Source organism: Methylomonas sp. MK1, from assembly GCF_000365425.1.
Classification (GTDB): domain Bacteria; phylum Pseudomonadota; class Gammaproteobacteria; order Methylococcales; family Methylomonadaceae; genus Methylomonas.
Genome location: NZ_AQOV01000002.1, coordinates 591,461 through 609,873 on the forward strand (window position 1 = coordinate 591,461; position 18,413 = coordinate 609,873).

The 18,413-nt window shown below is 51.6% G+C and carries 19 protein-coding genes; 12 read left to right on the plus strand and 7 right to left on the minus strand.

The window, feature by feature from the left end:
* Together G006_RS0119565 and draG are read left to right on the plus strand one after the other, a co-directional pair.
* Positions 1–807, plus strand: coding sequence for an NAD(+)--dinitrogen-reductase ADP-D-ribosyltransferase (locus G006_RS0119565; protein WP_020484917.1), 807 nt, complete (start codon positions 1–3; stop codon positions 805–807).
* On the plus strand, positions 804–1,679 hold the full coding sequence (draG, locus tag G006_RS0119570) for an ADP-ribosyl-[dinitrogen reductase] hydrolase (protein WP_020484918.1): 876 nt from the start codon (positions 804–806) through the stop codon (positions 1,677–1,679). Before G006_RS0119565 ends, draG begins: the two co-directional genes overlap by 4 nt.
* Before the next feature lie 36 nt (positions 1,680–1,715).
* On the opposite strand, the gene G006_RS0119575 is transcribed toward draG, so the two are convergent.
* Positions 1,716–2,402, minus strand: a complete 687-nt coding sequence (locus G006_RS0119575) for a VIT1/CCC1 transporter family protein (RefSeq protein WP_020484919.1) — start codon at positions 2,400–2,402, stop codon at positions 1,716–1,718.
* A gap of 171 nt (positions 2,403–2,573) precedes the next feature.
* Here G006_RS0119575 and G006_RS0119580 point away from each other — a divergent pair, with 171 nt between their 5' ends.
* The 10 genes from G006_RS0119580 to G006_RS0119625 all read left to right on the plus strand — a co-directional run bounded on the left by G006_RS0119580 (position 2,574) and on the right by G006_RS0119625 (position 11,307).
* Entirely contained in the window at positions 2,574–3,506 is a 933-nt protein-coding gene (locus tag G006_RS0119580; RefSeq protein WP_020484920.1) for a hypothetical protein, read from the plus strand.
* 177 nt (positions 3,507–3,683) lie between these two features.
* Positions 3,684–3,917, plus strand: a complete 234-nt coding sequence (acpP, locus tag G006_RS0119585) for an acyl carrier protein (RefSeq protein WP_013820083.1) — start codon at positions 3,684–3,686, stop codon at positions 3,915–3,917.
* Between the two features lie 90 nt (positions 3,918–4,007).
* A complete protein-coding gene (fabF, locus tag G006_RS0119590) occupies positions 4,008–5,252 on the plus strand; it encodes a beta-ketoacyl-ACP synthase II (protein WP_020484921.1) in 1,245 nt (414 codons plus the stop codon).
* A gap of 27 nt (positions 5,253–5,279) precedes the next feature.
* Positions 5,280–6,101, plus strand: coding sequence for an aminodeoxychorismate lyase (gene pabC, locus G006_RS0119595; protein ID WP_020484922.1), 822 nt, complete (start codon positions 5,280–5,282; stop codon positions 6,099–6,101).
* A gap of 2 nt (positions 6,102–6,103) precedes the next feature.
* Complete coding sequence (mltG, locus tag G006_RS0119600; RefSeq protein WP_033194292.1) at positions 6,104–7,093, plus strand: endolytic transglycosylase MltG; 990 nt, start codon at positions 6,104–6,106, stop codon at positions 7,091–7,093.
* Complete coding sequence (gene tmk, locus G006_RS0119605) at positions 7,090–7,716, plus strand: dTMP kinase (RefSeq protein ID WP_020484924.1); 627 nt, start codon at positions 7,090–7,092, stop codon at positions 7,714–7,716. Before mltG ends, tmk begins: the two co-directional genes overlap by 4 nt.
* Positions 7,716–8,717: a DNA polymerase III subunit delta' gene (locus G006_RS0119610; RefSeq protein WP_020484925.1), complete on the plus strand. Its 1,002-nt coding sequence runs from the start codon at positions 7,716–7,718 to the stop codon at positions 8,715–8,717. Before tmk ends, G006_RS0119610 begins: the two co-directional genes overlap by 1 nt.
* Before the next feature lie 4 nt (positions 8,718–8,721).
* A complete protein-coding gene (locus tag G006_RS0119615) occupies positions 8,722–9,075 on the plus strand; it encodes a PilZ domain-containing protein (RefSeq protein WP_020484926.1) in 354 nt (117 codons plus the stop codon).
* 47 nt (positions 9,076–9,122) lie between these two features.
* On the plus strand, positions 9,123–9,923 hold the full coding sequence (locus G006_RS0119620) for a TatD family hydrolase (RefSeq protein WP_020484927.1): 801 nt from the start codon (positions 9,123–9,125) through the stop codon (positions 9,921–9,923).
* A 250-nt stretch (positions 9,924–10,173) separates the two neighbouring features.
* Complete coding sequence (locus G006_RS0119625; RefSeq protein WP_020484928.1) at positions 10,174–11,307, plus strand: methyltransferase; 1,134 nt, start codon at positions 10,174–10,176, stop codon at positions 11,305–11,307.
* Between the two features lies 1 nt (position 11,308).
* Here the strand turns inward: G006_RS0119625 and G006_RS0119630 are convergent, their stop codons facing one another.
* From G006_RS0119630 to G006_RS0119655, 6 genes are all read right to left on the minus strand, one after another.
* The gene (locus G006_RS0119630; protein WP_020484929.1) at positions 11,309–12,172 is read right to left on the minus strand and encodes a glycosyltransferase family 2 protein; all 864 of its coding nucleotides are present in this window, start codon (positions 12,170–12,172) and stop codon (positions 11,309–11,311) included.
* Between the two features lie 85 nt (positions 12,173–12,257).
* Complete coding sequence (gene gloB, locus G006_RS0119635; RefSeq protein ID WP_020484930.1) at positions 12,258–13,025, minus strand: hydroxyacylglutathione hydrolase; 768 nt, start codon at positions 13,023–13,025, stop codon at positions 12,258–12,260.
* Positions 13,026–13,152: 127 nt separating this feature from the next.
* Positions 13,153–15,015, minus strand: a complete 1,863-nt coding sequence (gene dxs / locus G006_RS0119640; RefSeq protein WP_020484931.1) for a 1-deoxy-D-xylulose-5-phosphate synthase — start codon at positions 15,013–15,015, stop codon at positions 13,153–13,155.
* Between the two features lie 2 nt (positions 15,016–15,017).
* Positions 15,018–16,649: a copper resistance D family protein gene (locus G006_RS0119645; RefSeq protein WP_020484932.1), complete on the minus strand. Its 1,632-nt coding sequence runs from the start codon at positions 16,647–16,649 to the stop codon at positions 15,018–15,020.
* 5 nt (positions 16,650–16,654) lie between these two features.
* Positions 16,655–17,014 (minus strand): copper resistance CopC family protein, encoded by a 360-nt coding sequence (locus tag G006_RS0119650; RefSeq protein ID WP_020484933.1) that lies wholly within the window; start codon positions 17,012–17,014, stop codon positions 16,655–16,657.
* Positions 17,015–17,024: 10 nt separating this feature from the next.
* The gene (locus tag G006_RS0119655; RefSeq protein ID WP_020484934.1) at positions 17,025–18,410 is read right to left on the minus strand and encodes an aspartate aminotransferase family protein; all 1,386 of its coding nucleotides are present in this window, start codon (positions 18,408–18,410) and stop codon (positions 17,025–17,027) included.
* Positions 18,411–18,413: the final 3 nt, after the last annotated feature.

An 18,413-nucleotide genomic window follows, 5' to 3' on the forward strand; every position in this document is an offset into this window, starting at 1 on the left:
ATGCCCGATATTTCCCAACACGGCCACAGTACCAATTTGATCGGCATGGCGACCGCTTGTATGGCCAGTCATCTATTCAATGATTATCCCAAGCCCTTACATATCGCCGGTACCAGGGAGTCGGCACCCGGACTGTTCGAACAGTTGGCCGGCCAAGCCACGTTGGCCGAGTGCGGGCGGATCTTTCAAGATTATATGTGCGTGGTATTCGGTTTCGAAACCGAGCAGCGCTTGCGCGACGATGCCGAGGGCCGGCGCCGGTATCGCAACAGTTATCTGCGCCTGATTCAGGATTGGGGGCTGGATTCCAATAATGCGCAGGGCGCGGTGTTGAAGGGTTGGGTGGAGAGTCGCTTCGGTTTGTTTCCCAACTACCATAAGCAGCAGATCAGCAGTTTTATGAGCAAGGACTGGATAACCTACATCGAAGAAAAGATGAACAGCCGCTATCACAACAATTGCATCTACATGCAGCTGGATTTGCTGTACGAATTTTGCCAATGGGTGATCGAGCGCTTTCAGGTGCCGGCTGCTACCCACAAAACTCTGTATCGCGGCGTGAACGCCTTGGACGACTGGATCGTTACCGAGCAAGACAAGCAGCACAAAATCGTCCGCTTCAACAGTATTGTGTCGTTTACCGACCGCCCTGGTATCGCCAGCGAATTTGGCGGATATATATTGGAAGTGGAGGTGCCGATGGTGAAACTGGTGTTTTTTAGCGACCTGCTGCCGCGCCATGCATTGCGCGGCGAAGCGGAATATTTGGTAATCGGTGGCGATTATCGGGTGACGGTACAGCGATGAACGAGCGGTTAATGAATCGGGCCTTGGGCGCTTATTTGGGATTTGCTTGCGGCGACGCGTTGGGCGCGACGGTGGAATTCATGTCGCCGAAACAAATTCAGAAACGTTACGGCGTGCATACCGAAATGATAGGCGGCGGCTGGCTGGGCCTGGAGCCGGGACAGGTTACAGACGATACGCAAATGTCGCTGGCCTTGGGTCGAGCCATCATCGATCATCACGGCTGGAATTTGCGGGCCGTGGCGGACAATTTTCTGGCCTGGCTGGATAGCGATCCGCCGGATGTTGGTAATACTTGCCGGCGCGGCATCCTTCGGTATCGTGATGAAGGTTTATTGATGGGCTTGCCGCGTGAAGATGACGCCGGTAACGGCGCCTGCATGCGTAACTTGCCGGTGGTGCTGGCAACTTTGGACAGGCCGGACGATTTCGAAGTTTGGAGCCTGGAGCAGAGTCACATCACCCACCACAACCCGCTGTCCGATGGGGCGACTTTGGCTTTAGGGCGCATGATCAATGCGTTGATTAACGGACAAGGTCTTGAGTCCTGTTTGCTGGAAGTCGAGCGCTTGATCAACCAATACAGCGAATTTGCCTACACCCCTTATCCGGGCAAAGCCTCTGGTTTTATCGTCGATACCGTGCAGACGGTGCTGCATTATTTTTTCAACACCGATAGTTTCGAGTCTTGCCTGATCTCCACCGTCAATCAGGGCGGCGATGCGGATACGACCGGGGCATTGGCGGGGATGTTGGCAGGGGCCAAGTATGGATTGGAGCAGATTCCGATGCGGTGGTTGGCCCAGCTGGATAGGCGGGTCAGTGCAGAAATACGCGGACAGGTAGCGACGCTTATCAAAATGAATAGTTGAGAAACTCTGGGGTGCTGGCTCCTCGATATTTTTTGCTTACGCGGCCACCCCAAATAATGCCCCAACTCCAGCCGTCAACCCCATCGCCAACGCGCCCCAAAAGCTGACGCGCAATCCAGCAATCAACATCGAAGCGCCCCCAACGCGGGCGGATAGGGCGCCTAGCGATACTAACAGCAGCAAGGAGCCGCCGGCTACGGCCCAAATCAATACGGGTGCCGGCGTCCACAACACCAGCAATAAAGGCAATATTGCCCCGACTGAAAAACTGCCAGCCGATGAAAATGCCGCCAACACCGGGCGGGCGGCGGAGGTGTCGGTAATGCCAAGTTCGTCGCGGCTATGCGCGCCAAGGGCGTCGTGTGCCATCAGCTGGCGGGCAACTTCGGCGGCCAGCGCTTCGTCCAGGCCGCGTTCTACATAGATTGCGGTCATTTCCTCATGCTCGTGTTCCGGATAGGCGGCGAGTTCCCGGCGTTCGCGCTCCAGGTCGGCGTGTTCGGTGTCTGCTTGCGAACAGACTGATACATATTCGCCGGCGGCCATGGACATCGCGCCAGCTACCAAACCGGCAATGCCTGCGATCAAGATATGTTTGGCATCCACGCCGGCTGCCGCGACGCCCAAAATCAGGCTGGCAGTGGAGACTATGCCGTCGTTGGCGCCCAGCACGGCCGCCCGTAGCCAGCCAATGCGGTGATTTTTATGTCTTTCGATATGCATGCGGCTTCTCGTTGCCCAAGTAGGTGAGGATATGCTTGGATAGTAACCTGATTTTCCGGTCTAGGCCGAGTATTGTTGTCGGCTGTGAATGGGCTAGTTTGGTGCGTTACTTTCTGATTTATCGCAATCGGCCTAGAATAGCCGGTTCATATCTACAGTCATTGGACATCGATGAAAGACCAGTCGTTTACTTTCGAACAAATTCATATCGAAGTCGCCCGCAACGCGTCCGACGATTTCAACCTGTTTCATGACAAGCATAAATGGTTGCAGGTCACGCATAATCCGTTTAAAGGCCCGATTGTGTTGGGCTTTCAGTTGAATACCCTGATCGAATATCAGATGCGCTTATACCGGGAAGCGCATCACGAAGATCAGATTATCGCCGACAATCAGCTGCGTTTTAGTAATTATCAGATCATCTTCGTCAATGCCTTGCGGCCGCGGCAGGCGATGACGCTGGATATCAAAAAGACGCTGATCGCGACGATACCCGAGCTGACTTTGACCAATCGCATCGCCATCAAGTCGCAAGGTAAAACCATCTTGCTCGGGTATAAAAAAGAAACGAAACAGCCTTTGTTTTTAGCGGATACCGATTTAAGCGGTCTGCCGGATTTAAATGCGCTACCCGATAAAACCGTCGTGCCCGGCACCGAGTTTTTTTTGAAGCGTAAGTGGATGAATAACGGCAATGTGAAGAACTTTCTGTCCGGTTCGTTTGCGGAACAGTCCGACTATTTCGACGAGTTGTTGCAGGTGGCGCAATATCCGGAAGTGTTTCCTTGCAGTTTGACTTCCGGCGCTTTGCTGGAGAAAGCTCAACTGGAAAACCACGATTTCAAGCGCAATCCGATGGTGTATACCTCGCACGACATATCGGTCGATCGCGTGCATTTGGCTAAGCTAAAAAACAACGACAAGCTGCATATTCTGGTTAAGCAATTGCCGGAGTCGCCGGATAAAACCCTCAATCACACCAGCATCATGTTGCGCACCTACGAATGTTTCGGGGTGTTGGAGAACAAGGCGGTTTTGTTTCGTATCAAACTGAATTTGGTACCGTTGGAAGAAATTATTAAAAATTTGAGCGGGAAGACATAGCCTCAGGCCGCGAATCGCCTAGTCGCGGGCGAATGTTGTGAATTTTTTGGAACATAAAGTATAATCCGCGCTGTCGTTAGGCAAGGCCAGTGACGAGATTGCAAATTCAATTAATACAACACTAAAGATAAGGTAAGTGCTCGCAGTCAGGCATTTGCATTGTTCGAGGAAAAAAATATGAGTAATATCGAAGAACGAGTAAAAAAGATTGTCGCAGAACAATTAGGCGTAAAAGAAGAAATCGCGAACGATGCGTCTTTTGTTGACGATCTTGGTGCTGATTCTTTAGACACAGTTGAACTCGTCATGGCTCTGGAAGAAGAATTCGAATGCGAAATTCCAGACGAAGAAGCTGAAAAAATCACCACAGTCCAATTGGCTATCGATTATATCAACGCCAATCTGCAGTAAGTTGTTTCCAAAAGTTAGTGGGTGGTTTCCATCCACTAGCCGGTTTATCCCCCTTCTCTGGTTGTCTTCTTTTTTTACCGGTAGTTTACTGTGAGCACACGTCGAGTTGTTATAACGGGCTTAGGCGCCATTACGCCGTTAGCCAATAATGTTGCCGATACCTGGGATGGCATTGTCAACGGGAAGAGCGGCATTAGTCCGATCGATTCATTTGACATATCCCCTTTTGCAACGACGTTCGGCGGTGTCATCAGAAATTTTAATATCGGCGATTATATAGCCGAGAAGGATGCCAAACGCATGGACGGCTTCGTGCACTACGGCATCGCAGCGGGTTGCCAGGCAATTGAGGATTCCGGTTTTGAAGTCACCGAAGAAAATGCCGAGCGCATCGGCGTGGCCATCGGCGCCGGTATTGGCGGTATCACCGGTATTGAAGAATGCTATGCCACCTACGTGGCGGGTGGTCCCAGACGGATTTCGCCTTTTTTTGTGCCCGGCAATATCATCAACATGATCTCAGGCAATCTGTCGATCAAATACGGTTTGAAAGGTCCTAACTTTGCCATCGTCACCGCTTGTTCGACCGGTACGCATAATATCGGCGACGCGGCGAGATTGATCAAATACGGCGACGCCGATGTGATGGTCGCCGGCGGCGCGGAACGCTGCACGACCTCGCCGACCGCGATGGGCGGATTTGCCTCGGCAAAAGCCTTGTCGCGTCGTAATGACAGCCCTACCACCGCCAGTCGGCCTTGGGACCGTGACCGTGACGGTTTCGTACTCAGCGACGGTGCCGGGGTTGTGGTGTTGGAAGAACTGGAGCATGCCAAGGCGCGCGGTGCGAAAATTTATGCGGAACTGGTCGGTTATGGGATGAGCGGCGATGCTTACCACATCACCTCACCGTCCGAAGGCGGCGAAGGTGCGGCACGCTGCATGCGCAATGCGATGCGTGACGCCAAAGTTAATCCGCAAGATGTGCACTATATCAACGCGCACGGTACATCGACACCAGCCGGCGATATTGGCGAAACCCATGCGATGAAATTGGCGCTAGGTGATTCTGCTTATAAAGTGGCTGTCAGCTCCACCAAATCGATGATTGGTCATTTGCTGGGCGCGGCCGGTGGTATCGAAGCAGTATTGACCGCCTTGGCTATCCAGAATCAAATCGCTCCGCCTACTATCAATTTGGAAAATCCCGATCCCGAGTGCGATCTGGATTATGTCCCGAACATCGCCAGAAACATGAGCATCGATGTCGCCATTTCCAACTCGTTTGGGTTTGGCGGCACCAATGGTTCTCTGGTTTTCAAACGTTACCAATAAGCGCTTCCGCTTCCGCAGTGTCTGGCTATGTTTTTATTAAACGGCGAGCACAGACACTGTGTCGATGTTTCTGATCGAGGTTTTCAATACGGTGACGGTCTGTTCGAGACCATCGAAGTATTGCAGGGCAAGCCGCTGTTTTTTGATCGTCATCTAAAACGCTTAGCCGAAGGTTGTCGCCGGCTGCTAATTCCGATGCCGGATACTGCCTTGCTCGACGCTGAAGCGCGGCAATTGAGTCAGTCCAGTGAGAGAGCCGTGTTGAAGTTGATGGTGACGCGCGGTAGCGGCGGTCGCGGTTACCGGCAGCCGGATCACATTATCCCTACCAGACTATTCGGTCTGCATCCTTATCCCGATTACCCCCATCAGTTCCAAGCAGACGGCATCGCCGCGCGTTTTTGCGGCCAGCGTTTGTCTTTGAACCCGAGCTTGGCCGGCATCAAGCACATGAATCGACTCGAGCAGATTTTAGCCAGAGCGGAATGGCAGGATACGGCCATTCAAGAGGGTTTGATGTTGGATACTCAAGATCACGTCGTGGAAGGCACGATGAGCAACCTATTCCTGGTCAAATCTGACAGTTTATACACGCCACCGCTAGGACAATGCGGCGTCGCGGGTATTGTGCGAGAGTTGATTATGGAGTTCGCGCAGCGGATCAAACTACCGTTATTTGAGCAAGCAATTGATCAAGCTGCCGTTTTGCAAGCTGACGAATTATTTGTCAGTAACTCGGTAATCGGTATTTGGCCGATCAAACGGCTGGAAGGGCAAGTTTTTAAGGTCGGTGTTATCACTCGGCGTTTGCAAGATCTGCTCAACACAGCCCGCATGGCGGAGGTATAGCAGTGTTTAGAAGCATCATCGCATTTACATTATTAATGGTATTGGGCTTGGTGTCGATTTGGGCCGGCATGCATTATCAACTGATTCTAAAAAAGCCGGTGGTAATGACCGAAACTGTCATTGAAATTAAAAAAGGAGATACGCTGGAATCGGTGGTGAAAAATCTGCGTTCGCAGCAGGTGACGGTGAATCGCTTATGGTTTCGTTTGTTTGCCTATCGAAAAAATCTCGATCATTTGTTGAAGGTGGGCGAGTATGTGTTGGCTAAAGGTGCTACCGCCGCCGACATTCTGCAACAATTGACTGACGGTAAGACCCGAAAGTATTCGATTACGTTTCCGGAAGGTTGGTCCTTTAAGCAAGTGTTTAACACCATAAAGAACAACCCTAATTTGCAACACACGCTGACCGATAACCAACTGGAAGACTTGATGGCACAAATCGGTTCCGACAAGAATCATCCGGAGGGCTTGTTTTTTCCCGATACCTATTTCTTTGAAAAAAACACCTCCGATGTCGATTTACTGAAGCGCGCGCATGACCGGATGCAGGCGGTGTTGAACGAAGAGTGGCAAAAGCGCGACGATGGCGTGCCGTTGGAAAATCCGTACGAGGCTTTGATTTTGGCATCTATCGTCGAAAAAGAGACCGGCGCCGGCGAAGAACGCAGAAAGATCGCCGGGGTATTTGCGCGGCGCTTGAAGAAAGGCATGTTGTTGCAAACCGACCCCACCGTCATCTACGGCATGGGCGATGACTACCACGGTGATATCCGGCATAAGGATTTGCGCGAACATACCCCCTACAACACCTACGTCATCGAAGGACTGCCGCCTACACCGATTGCGATGCCTGGTAAGCAAGCCATTGTTGCTGCTTTACATCCCGATAATAGCGACGCCTTGTTTTTTGTCGCCCGCGGCAATGGCCGCCATGCCTTTTCTTCGACCTTGGCGGAACACGAAAAATACGTCGATCAATATCAACGATGACTCGCGGACGATTTATCACGCTGGAAGGTGGCGAAGGCGTCGGCAAGTCCACCAATCTGCAATTTATCAAACAGCTACTGGAAGAACGGGGCATCCCGTTCGTACTGACGCGCGAGCCGGGCGGCACCGGCATTGCCGAAAAGATTCGCGGCATTTTGTTGGAACATCAAGAAGAGAGTTTGTCGGAGCAGGCCGAGTTGTTGCTGATGTTTGCGGCTCGGGCTCAACATATTCAACAGGTGATTTTGCCGGCTTTGCAGCAGGGGCAGTGGGTGGTGTGTGACCGTTTTACCGATGCCACCTATGCCTATCAAGGCGGTGGTCGGAATATGGATTTGCAAACCATCGCTTGGCTGGAAAACGCTGTGCAAGGCCCATTAAGGCCGGATTTGACCTTTGTCTTCGACGCGCCGATAGAAGTCGGTATGCAGCGTGCCAAGCATAGGGGCGAGTTGGATCGTTTTGAAACCGAGCAGTTAGCGTTTTTCGAGAGAGTGAGACAAGCCTATTTGCAACGCGCCGCCACGGATGTGCAGCGCTACAAGATTATCGATGCCAGCTTGCCTCTGGATGCGGTGCAACAGCAGTTGCGCGATGAGTTGGCCAACTTATGGAGCGAGTGATGTCAGGCCAAACCGGGATTTATCCTTGGCAAGAGGAAAACTGGCGGCAACTCCGCGCTTACATCCAGCAACAGCGCATCCCGCAAGCTCTGCTGTTTTCCGGCGCGGCCGGGCAGGGCAGACGGCATTTGGCCGACTATTATGCGCAAACTCTGCTGTGTCATGCGCCGCTGTCCAATGCGAGTGCTTGCGGTCATTGTGTCGGCTGTAAATTGTTCGCCGCGCAAACTCATCCCGATTTTCTGACGATAGAACCCGACGAACCCGGCAAGGCCATCGGTATCGACAAAATCAGACAGTTAATCGTCAAGTTGGCTTTGAAACCGCAGTACGACGATGCCTACCGAGTCGTGATTATTCAGCCGGCCGATGCTTTGAATACCGCTTCGGCGAATGCGTTTTTGAAGTGTCTGGAAGAGCCGACCGAACGCACTTGTTTGCTGTTGATCAGCGAGCAACCGAGCCGCTTGCCGGCGACGATTCGTAGTCGTTGCCAGAAAATCGATTGCGTAACGCCCGTGCACGAATTGGCGATGAGTTGGTTGCAGCAGCAGGGTGTCGGAGAGCAAGCGGATTTATTATTAAAACTGGCCCAAGGTTCGCCGCTGTTGGCGAAGCACTATGCCGAACAGAATATGGTGCAGCTCAGACAGCAGTATTTCGAGGCCTGGTTACATATCGCGCAAGGCAAGGAAAATCTGCTGACGGTAGCCGAGCTCTGGCAAAAGCAGGAAAAAATCGATTTGGCGGTGGTGTTACTGTGGATGGCGAGCTGGGTGGCGGACATTGTCAAATATGCGTATAGGGCGGAATCGCCGGCGCTTGCCAATCCGGATCTGAAAAATGCCTTGCAAGCCCTTGCCGACCGGCTAGAATTGAAACGCCTCTATCGGTTTTACGATAATGTGCTTACCACCAAGTCGCAATTGAACACGCAACTTAATAAACAATTGATGGTCGAGCAGCTATTGATTAGTTGGTCGCAACTGAATAGACAATAAGCGTATGGCAGAATCAGCAGCACCCAGGCAAGGTATCTTGTCCTTATCGATCAAGGATAAAAACGCGCTGTACGCGGCGTACATGCCGTTCGTGAAAAACGGCGGATTGTTTATTCCGACCAAGCGCGAATACGAGATGGGCGAGGAAGTGTTCATGTTGCTGAACTTAATGGACGAAACCGAACGTTTGCCGATTGCCGGTAAAATTATCTGGAAGACTCCGGCGGGTGCCGAGGGCTACCGTGCAGCCGGCATTGGCGTGCAATTTAGTGATCAGGATGGCGGTGCGGCGCGTAACAAAATTGAAACCTATTTGGCTGGCGCATTAGAATCTGATCGTTCCACGCATACCATGTAAACTGTTTGGCGGGCGGGCTTTGCCGCTGTCTTTACTTTCCTAAACTCATGTTTATCGACTCACACTGTCATCTCGACCGTATCGATTTAGCGCCCTACGCTAATGATTTCAATACCTTTGTGCAAGCGGCTCGCGCGGCCAAGGTCCGGCATATGCTGTGTATTGCCATCGATATGGAAGCCTATCCGGCCATGCTGGAGCTAGTCATGCCATATTCGGACATCTCCTTGTCGGTGGGCGTGCATCCTAATGTTCATGATGGGCGTGAGCCCTCGCTAGATGATTTGCTACAGTTGGCCGATAACGAAAAAGTGATCGCCATTGGTGAGACGGGGCTGGACTATTTTCGTAGCGAAGGCGATTTGGAATGGCAGTTTGAACGATTTCGCACCCATATCGCCGCTGCCAAGACACTCAACAAGCCTTTAATTATCCATACTCGCGAGGCTGGGCAAGATTCCTTGGATGTGTTGCGGCAAGAAGGCGCGGAGCAAGTTGGCGGGATTATCCACTGCTTTACCGAAGATTGGGCCTATGCGGAAAAGGCTTTGGACTTGAATTTTTATATCTCTTTTTCCGGCATCGTGACCTTCAAGAATGCGGAAGCCATCAAAGAGGTAGCGCGTAAAATTCCAGCCGACCGTTTTTTGATTGAGACAGACTCGCCATATTTGGCGCCGGTACCGTATCGAGGCAAAACTAATTACCCGACCTATGTCCGCTATGTAGCTGAACATATCGCTGATTTGCGCGGGACATCCATCGAGACGATAGCCGAGCAATCAACCGAAAACTTTTATCGCCTGTTTGCCGGATCTTCGGCGGATAGGCTACGTCAGGCAAACTAAAAAAAACGGCCGGCCCCATGTGTGATGGAGCGGCCGTTTAGAGAGGTGGGGTATAACTCTCATTCCCCAAGCGGGGCGCATACAAGAGTTGCTTGCAGTCTACTGAAGCTAAACAGTTCTGAAAATGTGGCATATTGCCGCGTGACAAATTGTCGCTGGCCTGGTGGCTAACATAATTCCTTGAAATGCCGTCATTATATCAATCGACCTTTTATACCTTGGGTTACAGCAAAGTTATTTTTCTCGGAATATGGATCTGGAATTAGCTAGTCCGCTAGGAATTTTTCAACTCCAGCGCTTACCGTTTCGCAAAAATGAACTGCTGCGGGCTTGGGACGCTGCAGACGAATATCTGTTGAATCATTTGGCTGCCGCAGGCATTGCCGAGTATGCCAATATCGTCATCCTCAACGATAGCTTCGGTGCGTTGGCGGTTTCACTAAGCGCTTACCGACCAACCGCCGTTTCCGATTCCTGGCTTTCGCAGCAGGCGACGCGCATTAACCTGACATTGAATGGCATTGGCGACGAGAAAGTGCGGTTGTTGGATAGCTTGTCGCTACCGGAAGCGGGCATCGATTACCTACTGATTAAAATCCCTAAAACCCTGGCGCTGCTGGAATATCAACTGCATGCACTCAAGCCTTTGTTGAAAGCCGATTGCCAGGTGATAGCCGCCGGCATGGTGAAGAGTTTGCCGCCCACCGCATGGAAACTGCTGGAACGTTTGATCGGGCCTACGCAACCTTCCTTGGCGGTAAAAAAAGCCCGACTGATTTTTGCCCGGTTAGATCCAGATCTGCAATTGCCTGTGAGCCCTTACCCAACCCGCTATCAATTGGAGAATAGGGATCTTAGCGTTTGCAATCACGCCAACGTGTTTTCCCGCGATAGCCTGGATATAGGCACGCGTTTTTTATTAGAGCATCTACCGCAGAATTCCGAATATTACGATTTTATCGATTTGGGGTGCGGCAATGGGATTGTCGGCGTGATGTTGGCAAAACAAAACCCAAGCGCGCGAATTGGGTTTATCGATGAATCGTTTATGGCTATCGCCTCAGCCAGGGAAAATTTTGCGGCAGCTTTTGCCGATAGTCGGCAGGCCGATTTTTTAGTCGCCGATTGTTTAAGCGATTACCCGGAGAACAGTGCAGACTGCATAGTCTGTAATCCGCCGTTCCATCAACAGCACACCATAGGCGATCATATTGCCTGGCAGATGTTCCGGCAGGCGCATAAGGTCTTGCGTCAGGGCGGTGAGTTACGGGTAATCGGCAATCGCCATTTAAATTACCATCTTCCCTTGAAGAAGCTGTTCGGAAATTGCCGGCAGGTCGCAGCCAATGCTAAATTCTTGATTTTTAGCTGTATAAAGAGCTGAGTTATTCGATATTTTTATAATGCAGTGAGGATATTTGTTCGGACACAATGCCGATTAGAAAAATAAATAAAGACGACAAAAACAGTACCGCGCTCATATTGGTAAACCGGTTTTCCGTAAAATAGGTATAGCCGTAATAGCCTGCGCCCAAGCTAAACACTATGCTGCTGATGGGTAAAAATAGCCGCATGGGCGAGAACAGTACCCCGATCCGTAAGATAATAATAAAAAATCGAAAACCGTCATGCATCAGCCGGATATGGCTTTTGCCGCTACGTTTACCGGCGTGGATAGGAATGTACGCCACCGGGAAGCCGGAACGAAAAAATGCCATCGTGCTGGTGGTTGGATAAGAAAAACCGTTGGGTAATAGGTAAAGAAATTTACGGAATTTGTTGGCCCGAGCTGCACGAAATCCGGAGGTAAGATCTTCTATTTTGTGTCCGGTCATCATTGATGCCAGTTTGTTGTAAAAGTTATTTGCCAGACGTCGGAATAACGAGGCGTGGCTACCGGCGTTTCGGGCGCCGACTACCATGTCATAGCCGTCGTTCAGTTTGTTAAGCAATGCCGGAATGTCGCCGGGATCGTGTTGGCCATCGGCATCCATAAATACCAAAATATCGTTTTTTGCATGTCTAGCGCCGGTTTTGATAGCCGCGCCGTTGCCCATGCTGTAAGGATGATCAATAACCGTGACACCGGCCGCGCGCGCGATGGCGGCGGTATCGTCTGTCGAGCCATCGTTTATCAGCAGAATCTCCGCATCCGGATAGAGCAGGTGCAACATCGGTAAAAAGGACGGCAGATTTTTCGACTCGTTTTTCGCAGGGATTACGATGCTGATCGACGGGGTATTATTCATGAAAATCCAAAGGTTGGCAGGGAAACATGCCGAAATGTGGAAAACAGTCTAGCAGAATTAAATATTATCGACAGCTGGGCCAGACTTATTGAAACTGGTCTTTCAAAAGGCGTAATTGCCTAAAAACCGCTAAGTCTGATTGTTCTGTCATGTCGATATTACTGCGAATACTGACGTTATCCGCCCTAAAAAAGGGATTGGTTGCCAGCTCAAGGCCAATAGTAGACGGGATGGAGGGGAGATTTTGTCTGCGTAGTTCGGTAACCTGCGTAATGCGCTGCTGCAACTTTGGATTGTCTGCATCAATTGATAGCGCAAACCGGCCATTGGCGGCGGTATATTCGTGAGCGCAGTAGATGCGGGTTTCTGCAGGCAAGGCTTTCAGTTTTTGCAACGAATGCCACATCTGCTCTGCGCTGCCTTCGAACAATCGACCGCAACCAAGAGAAAACAAAGTGTCGCCGCAAAATAAAGCCTGACTATCGGCGCCGTAATAAACGATATGCCCCACAGTATGACCGGGTGTGTCGATCACCTGAAATTTCTGATTGCCTAGTTTTACTACATCCCCGTCACTTACCGTAATATCAATGCCAGGAATACGCGCTTGGTCTGCCGCCGAGCCAACGATTTTGCACCCAGTCAGCTGCTTGAGTTCTAAATTGGCGCCAACATGGTCGCCGTGGTGATGAGTGTTAAAAATGTAATCAAGTTGCCAGTCCTGCTGCTGAAGCGCATCAACCACTGGCGCGGAAACAGCTGGATCGACTACTGCTGTTTCGCCGCTGTTTGGTTCGTGTAGCAGGTAAATATAATTATCGTGTAAGGCGGGGACGAGAAGAATGCTCAGCATGGTATAACCCCCAGGTTGCTAAATAACGAAATCTAACACCTTACCCACACGCGTTTTAAAATTGCAGCGCGGGTTGCTTAACCTGAAAGGCGTGTCAGTGCTAAAAGCTGATACGCCTTTCCGATATTTACGCACAAACCGCTTCAATCTTAGCCAAGATGCCCTTGGTGTCCAACTCGCACAGCGCCAGCAACTCTTCGCGACTGCCTTGCTCGACGAAGCGATCCGGCAGGCCGATATTCAACACCGGCATCAGGATGTTCTGTGCCTGCAGAAACTCGTTCACCGCACTACCGGCGCCGCCGGCTATGACGTTTTCCTCGACCGTGATGAGGACATCATGGCTTTTCGCCATTTCTAAAATAAGTGCTTCATCCAGCGGTTTCACAAAGCGCATGTTCACCACCGTGGCGCCCAGTTGTTTGCCGGCTTCCACTGCCGGTGTGACCATACTGCCCCAGGCCAGAATCGCAATACGGCTGCCTTGATGTCTGATTTCGCCCTTGCCGATAGGTAGTTCGGTCAGGGCTTTGTCGACGCTGACGCCCGGCCCCTTGCCGCGCGGATAACGTACCGAAGCCGGACCTTGATGTTTGAAACCGGTGGTCAACATCTGCCGACATTCGTTCTCGTCGGCCGGTGCCATCACCAGTATATTCGGAATACAACGCATATAACTGAAATCAAACGCCCCAGCATGAGTTGGACCGTCCGGTCCCACCAAGCCCGCTCTATCTAAAGCGAACAATACGTCCAGATTCTGCAAGGCCACATCGTGGATTAACTGATCATACGCCCGCTGTAAAAAGGTCGAATAAATCGCCACTACCGGCTTCGCTCCCTGGCAAGCCTGACCGGCCGCCAAAGTCACCGCATGCTGCTCGGCAATCGCCACATCGAAATAGCGTTTGGGAAACTGCTGGGAAAACGCCACCAGACCCGAACCTTCGCGCATCGCCGGCGTAATCCCCAACAGCCGCTCATCCTGCTTAGCCATATCGCATAACCAGTTACCAAACACTTCCGTGTAAGTCGGATGCGGGGAAGGTGCGGCTTTAGGCAAATAATCCTTAGTGGGATCGAAGGCCGGCACGCCGTGATAAGCCAAGGGATCTTTCTCGGCCGGGGCATAGCCTTTGCCTTTTTTCGTGACCACGTGCAAAAACACCGGCCCGGACAAATCCTTCAACTTCTCCAGAGTGGACACCAACATCTCCACATCGTGGCCATCGATCGGTCCGAAATAATTAAAGCCCAGTTCCTCAAACAAGGTGCCTGGCACAATCATGCCTTTCACATGCTCTTCGGTCTTGCGCGCCAATTCCCAGACCGATGGCATGCTGGCCAAGGCCTTCTTACTCTCTTCGCGTACTGAAGAATAAAACTTACTGGATAACACCTTCGTCAGGTAATTATTCATCGCCCCGACCGGCGGCGAAATCGACATATCGTTATCGTTCAGAATCACCAACAGATTGGCATTGACATCCCCGGCATGATTCATCGCCTCATAGGCCATACCGCCAGTAATCGAGCCATCACCGATGATCGCCACCATCTTCTTGTCTTCCCCGCGCAACTGCGAGGCAATGGCCATGCCCAGTGCGGCACTGATCGACGTCGAAGAATGACCCACGCCAAACGCATCGTACTCGCTCTCCGAGCGGCAGGGAAAAGCTGACACGCCGCCCAAAGTGCGAATCGTCGGCATCCTGTCTTTGCGACCGGTCAAAATCTTATGCGGATAAGCCTGATGACCCACATCCCAGACCAACTGGTCCGATGGCGTATCGAACACATAATGCAGCGCCACCGTCAGTTCCACCGTGCCCAGGCCAGCGGAGAAATGGCCGCCGGAGATGCTGACCGTATGCGTCAGAAAGCGACGCAACTCATCGGCCAGCGGTTCGAGTTGTTCTGGTTTCAGTGCGCGGATGTCGGCGGGGGACTGGATGGTTTCTAACAGCGGAAATTCGTTAGTCTGTTTCATAATCAGTACAGGGGTTCACGATAGAACATCAGGATGACGCCTATCTGGAATAAGGCGAATACTGAGATAAATCCGGCAACGTTTTTGCCGGGCGAATCCAGCTTAAGTTCCAGCCAGCGGCCGCAAGCCAGGATTAGCGAAAATACGCCCATCATGGTATGACCCACTTGAATCAAGAAGGCAGATTTGGCCTCAAAACCGACATGCGAATGCGCCAGCAGCATCATGCCGCCGAACGCGGCCAGCAATGGAAACATATAGGGCATGAAGCCGCTATTATTGTTTAGCCGTGCTCTGACTTCGATCAAACCCAGCACAAATACCAGCAAGGTGGCGATGCGGTGCTGCAAAATTTCGCCGTTGTTAAAGGTGCTTTCCCAGAAGCCGATAGGACCGAGCGGCCAGCTTTCCGCGTCGCTACGGAAAAACAGAAATACGCCCAATGCCATGAAACCGACTGGCCAAAAGCGCGCCCAGCGATGGAAGCGGTTGGAGAACGACAACATGGCAAAAAAGCTCATCGTCGTCAGGAAAATACCGGAGATATTGTGGTTGTAGTCTGACCAGGCGGTGGCTGCTTCCGACGGAATCTGACCGACAATCGCTACCCGTCCGGCTTCGCCGGCGATCAAGGCTTCATGAGTCGGCGATTCCCAGCGCGGTATGCGTGGATGGAACATGTTCAAGACTTCTTCGAAGCTGGCGGTCAGATGCGGAATATCGACTGCGGGCGGTTGCGAAGCCAAACTGGCGGCGGTGAACAGGATGGTCAGCAGAATCAGGGTTTCTGCTTCGATGTAATAGGGTACGCGCGCGGTAAGCGCATAAAGGCTACGGCTGGTGAAATAGGCATTGACGGCTTGGCGATTCAACCAGGCAAAGCCCAGCGCCAGGCCCAGCATGATAATTTTCACCAATAACAGATTGCCGTAACCCGCACCAATAAAGCCTTGGAAGGTGCGGATGTAATACCAAGCCAGCGGTGTGCCGGTAGCTAGTAAAACCACGACGGCGCTGATGCCCACTATCGAGAAACGTTTTAATAATAACGGCCAAACTTCGACAGCGATTAACTTGCGTTTTTTCAGCCCCCATAAAGCCAGGATTTGAAAAATACCGCCCACCCAAGTGGCGGCGGCCATTTGATGAGTGACGGTCAGTGTCATCAACAGACCGCGATCTTCTAAACGACTGGCGCCATGCACCAGCCAAGCTGCAGAGATGACCAGCGGCACGATAATCGCTGTCGATAGCACCCAGGATTGTTTGGAACGAGGGTTACTTTTTAGCGTTTGTCTGATGAACAGGGCCAGGATAAATGCACAAGTCGCTCGCGCCAAACCCGCTTGGAACTGCACGGTTTGGAAAAATGCCGGAAACGGCGATTTCCCCAAGGTCGCCGCCATCAACCAAATCTTCAGGCCGATTTTCGACAATTGAGTGATGATCAGCGCTTTGCTGCCGAAATGGATCAGGTTGACGGTTTTGCTCAGTAAAGCCGAGTTATAGAGCGCTTCTTCATGCCAGGGGCGCAACACGAACAGTCCCCATAGCAAGCCACCGATAGTGATGGAGTAAAACGTGAGATCGACGCCGCCTATCAGTGAGTCTAAATAATTTGCAATGCCTTCCATGAGGATCACTTCGCCTGTTTAACGAAAAAACGCAGCAGGTCTTCGCTGAGATGACCGTCAGCTGCAAATATTTTTAATTTGATTGCATATTCTCCCGGCTCCAGGGCAGGTAGATGCAGCAATACTTGACCGGGTTTTTCGCCTGGTGTGGCAGTAATGGTTTGCATTTTGTCGCCGGCACTGACCAGGAATACTTCCGATAAATCCAACTCCACTTTGGAGTTGAACGATAGCTCCACTTGGCTGGCCAAGTTGACCGGCACCGGGTTGAGTTTTAAAGAGTTATGCGTGACGACTGCGTGGCCGAAAGCGGTGTTACTGGCGATCAGTGCCAATGCGAACAAAGCAGGTTTGAAAAAATTCATATATGGCACCTTATTTTTTGTTTTTCAGAGCGTGGCCAGCCAGGTTTTTACCCAGCGTCCAGATCGAACCGGTGACGTTGTGCGTATCGGCGATGGTTTTCTCCACGGAATTGACAATCCAATCGCGATCTTTTTGAGTCAGTGTCAGGGGAGGTAAAAACTTGACCACGTTCATACCGTGACCGGCCACTTGCGCCAGTACTCGGTGTTCCTTAAATAGCGGGATCAGGATCATTTGGCAGAACAGGCCTTTATTGGCCGCTTCCAGCATGGCCCAGGCGGCCTTTAAACCTAAGCTTTTCGGCGATTGGAACTCGATGGCGATCATCGAGCCTTTACCGCGCGCTTCCTTCAGGAACTCGTATTTTGGCGCCATGGCGTTGATGGTAGCGATGATGTCTTCGCCTACCTTGGCACTGTTTTCGACCAGTTTTTCTTCGTGAACTACATGCAATGCGGACAGGCCAGCAGCCATTGCCATATTGTTTTTCGAGAAGGTCGATCCGTGGACGACGGCTCTATCCATACGGTTGAACACGGTGTCCATGATATGGGTGGTCATGGCGACACCGCCGACCGGGATGAAGCCGCCGGACAAGGCTTTCGCCATCAGAATCATGTCGGGTTTAACCCCCCAATGCTCGATAGCCCAAAACTTGCCGGTGCGGCCTATGCCGGTCTGGATTTCGTCGGCCACGAATAAAGTGCCGTATTTTTTGCACAAGCGTTCCACTTCCGGCAGGTAGTTATCGTCCGGGATATTGACGCCTTTGCCTTGGATGGGCTCGACAATGAAAGCCGCTACGTCTTTGCTGCTCAAAGCTTGTTCCAGTGCCGCCAAATCGTTGAATGGCACTGAGGTGCATTCGGGCAGCAGCGGGCCGAAGCCTTCGCGGAAGATGTGTTCGCCGGTCAGCGACAGTGAGCCCATGGTCAAGCCGTGATAGCCGTGGTCGCAATGCACGATACGCGAACGTTTGGTAGTGTAGCGGGCGAATTTGATCGCCGCTTCTACTGCTTCGGTGCCGGAATTGCAGAAAAACATTTTTTCCAGATTATCCGGGCAGGTAGCTAGAATTTCCTTGGCCAGCAGACCGCTAAGCAAGGACACATCCATCTGTACCAGGCTGGGTAATTCCAAGGTCAGGGTTTCTTGCAGCGCTTTGATAATGGTTGGGTGGTTGCGGCCCATCGCAAACACGCCGAAGCCGCTTAGCAAGTCCAAGTATTCGTTACCGTCTTCGTCGTAAAGATATTGGCCGATTGCTTTTTTATAGTTTCTGTCGTAACCGATAGTCCGTAAAACGCGCACCATCTGGTTGTTCAGGTGACGCTCATGCAAGTCGAATTTCTCGTCGAAGTGCTGAGTAAAAAGATCGGCAATGCTAAAAGACATGTA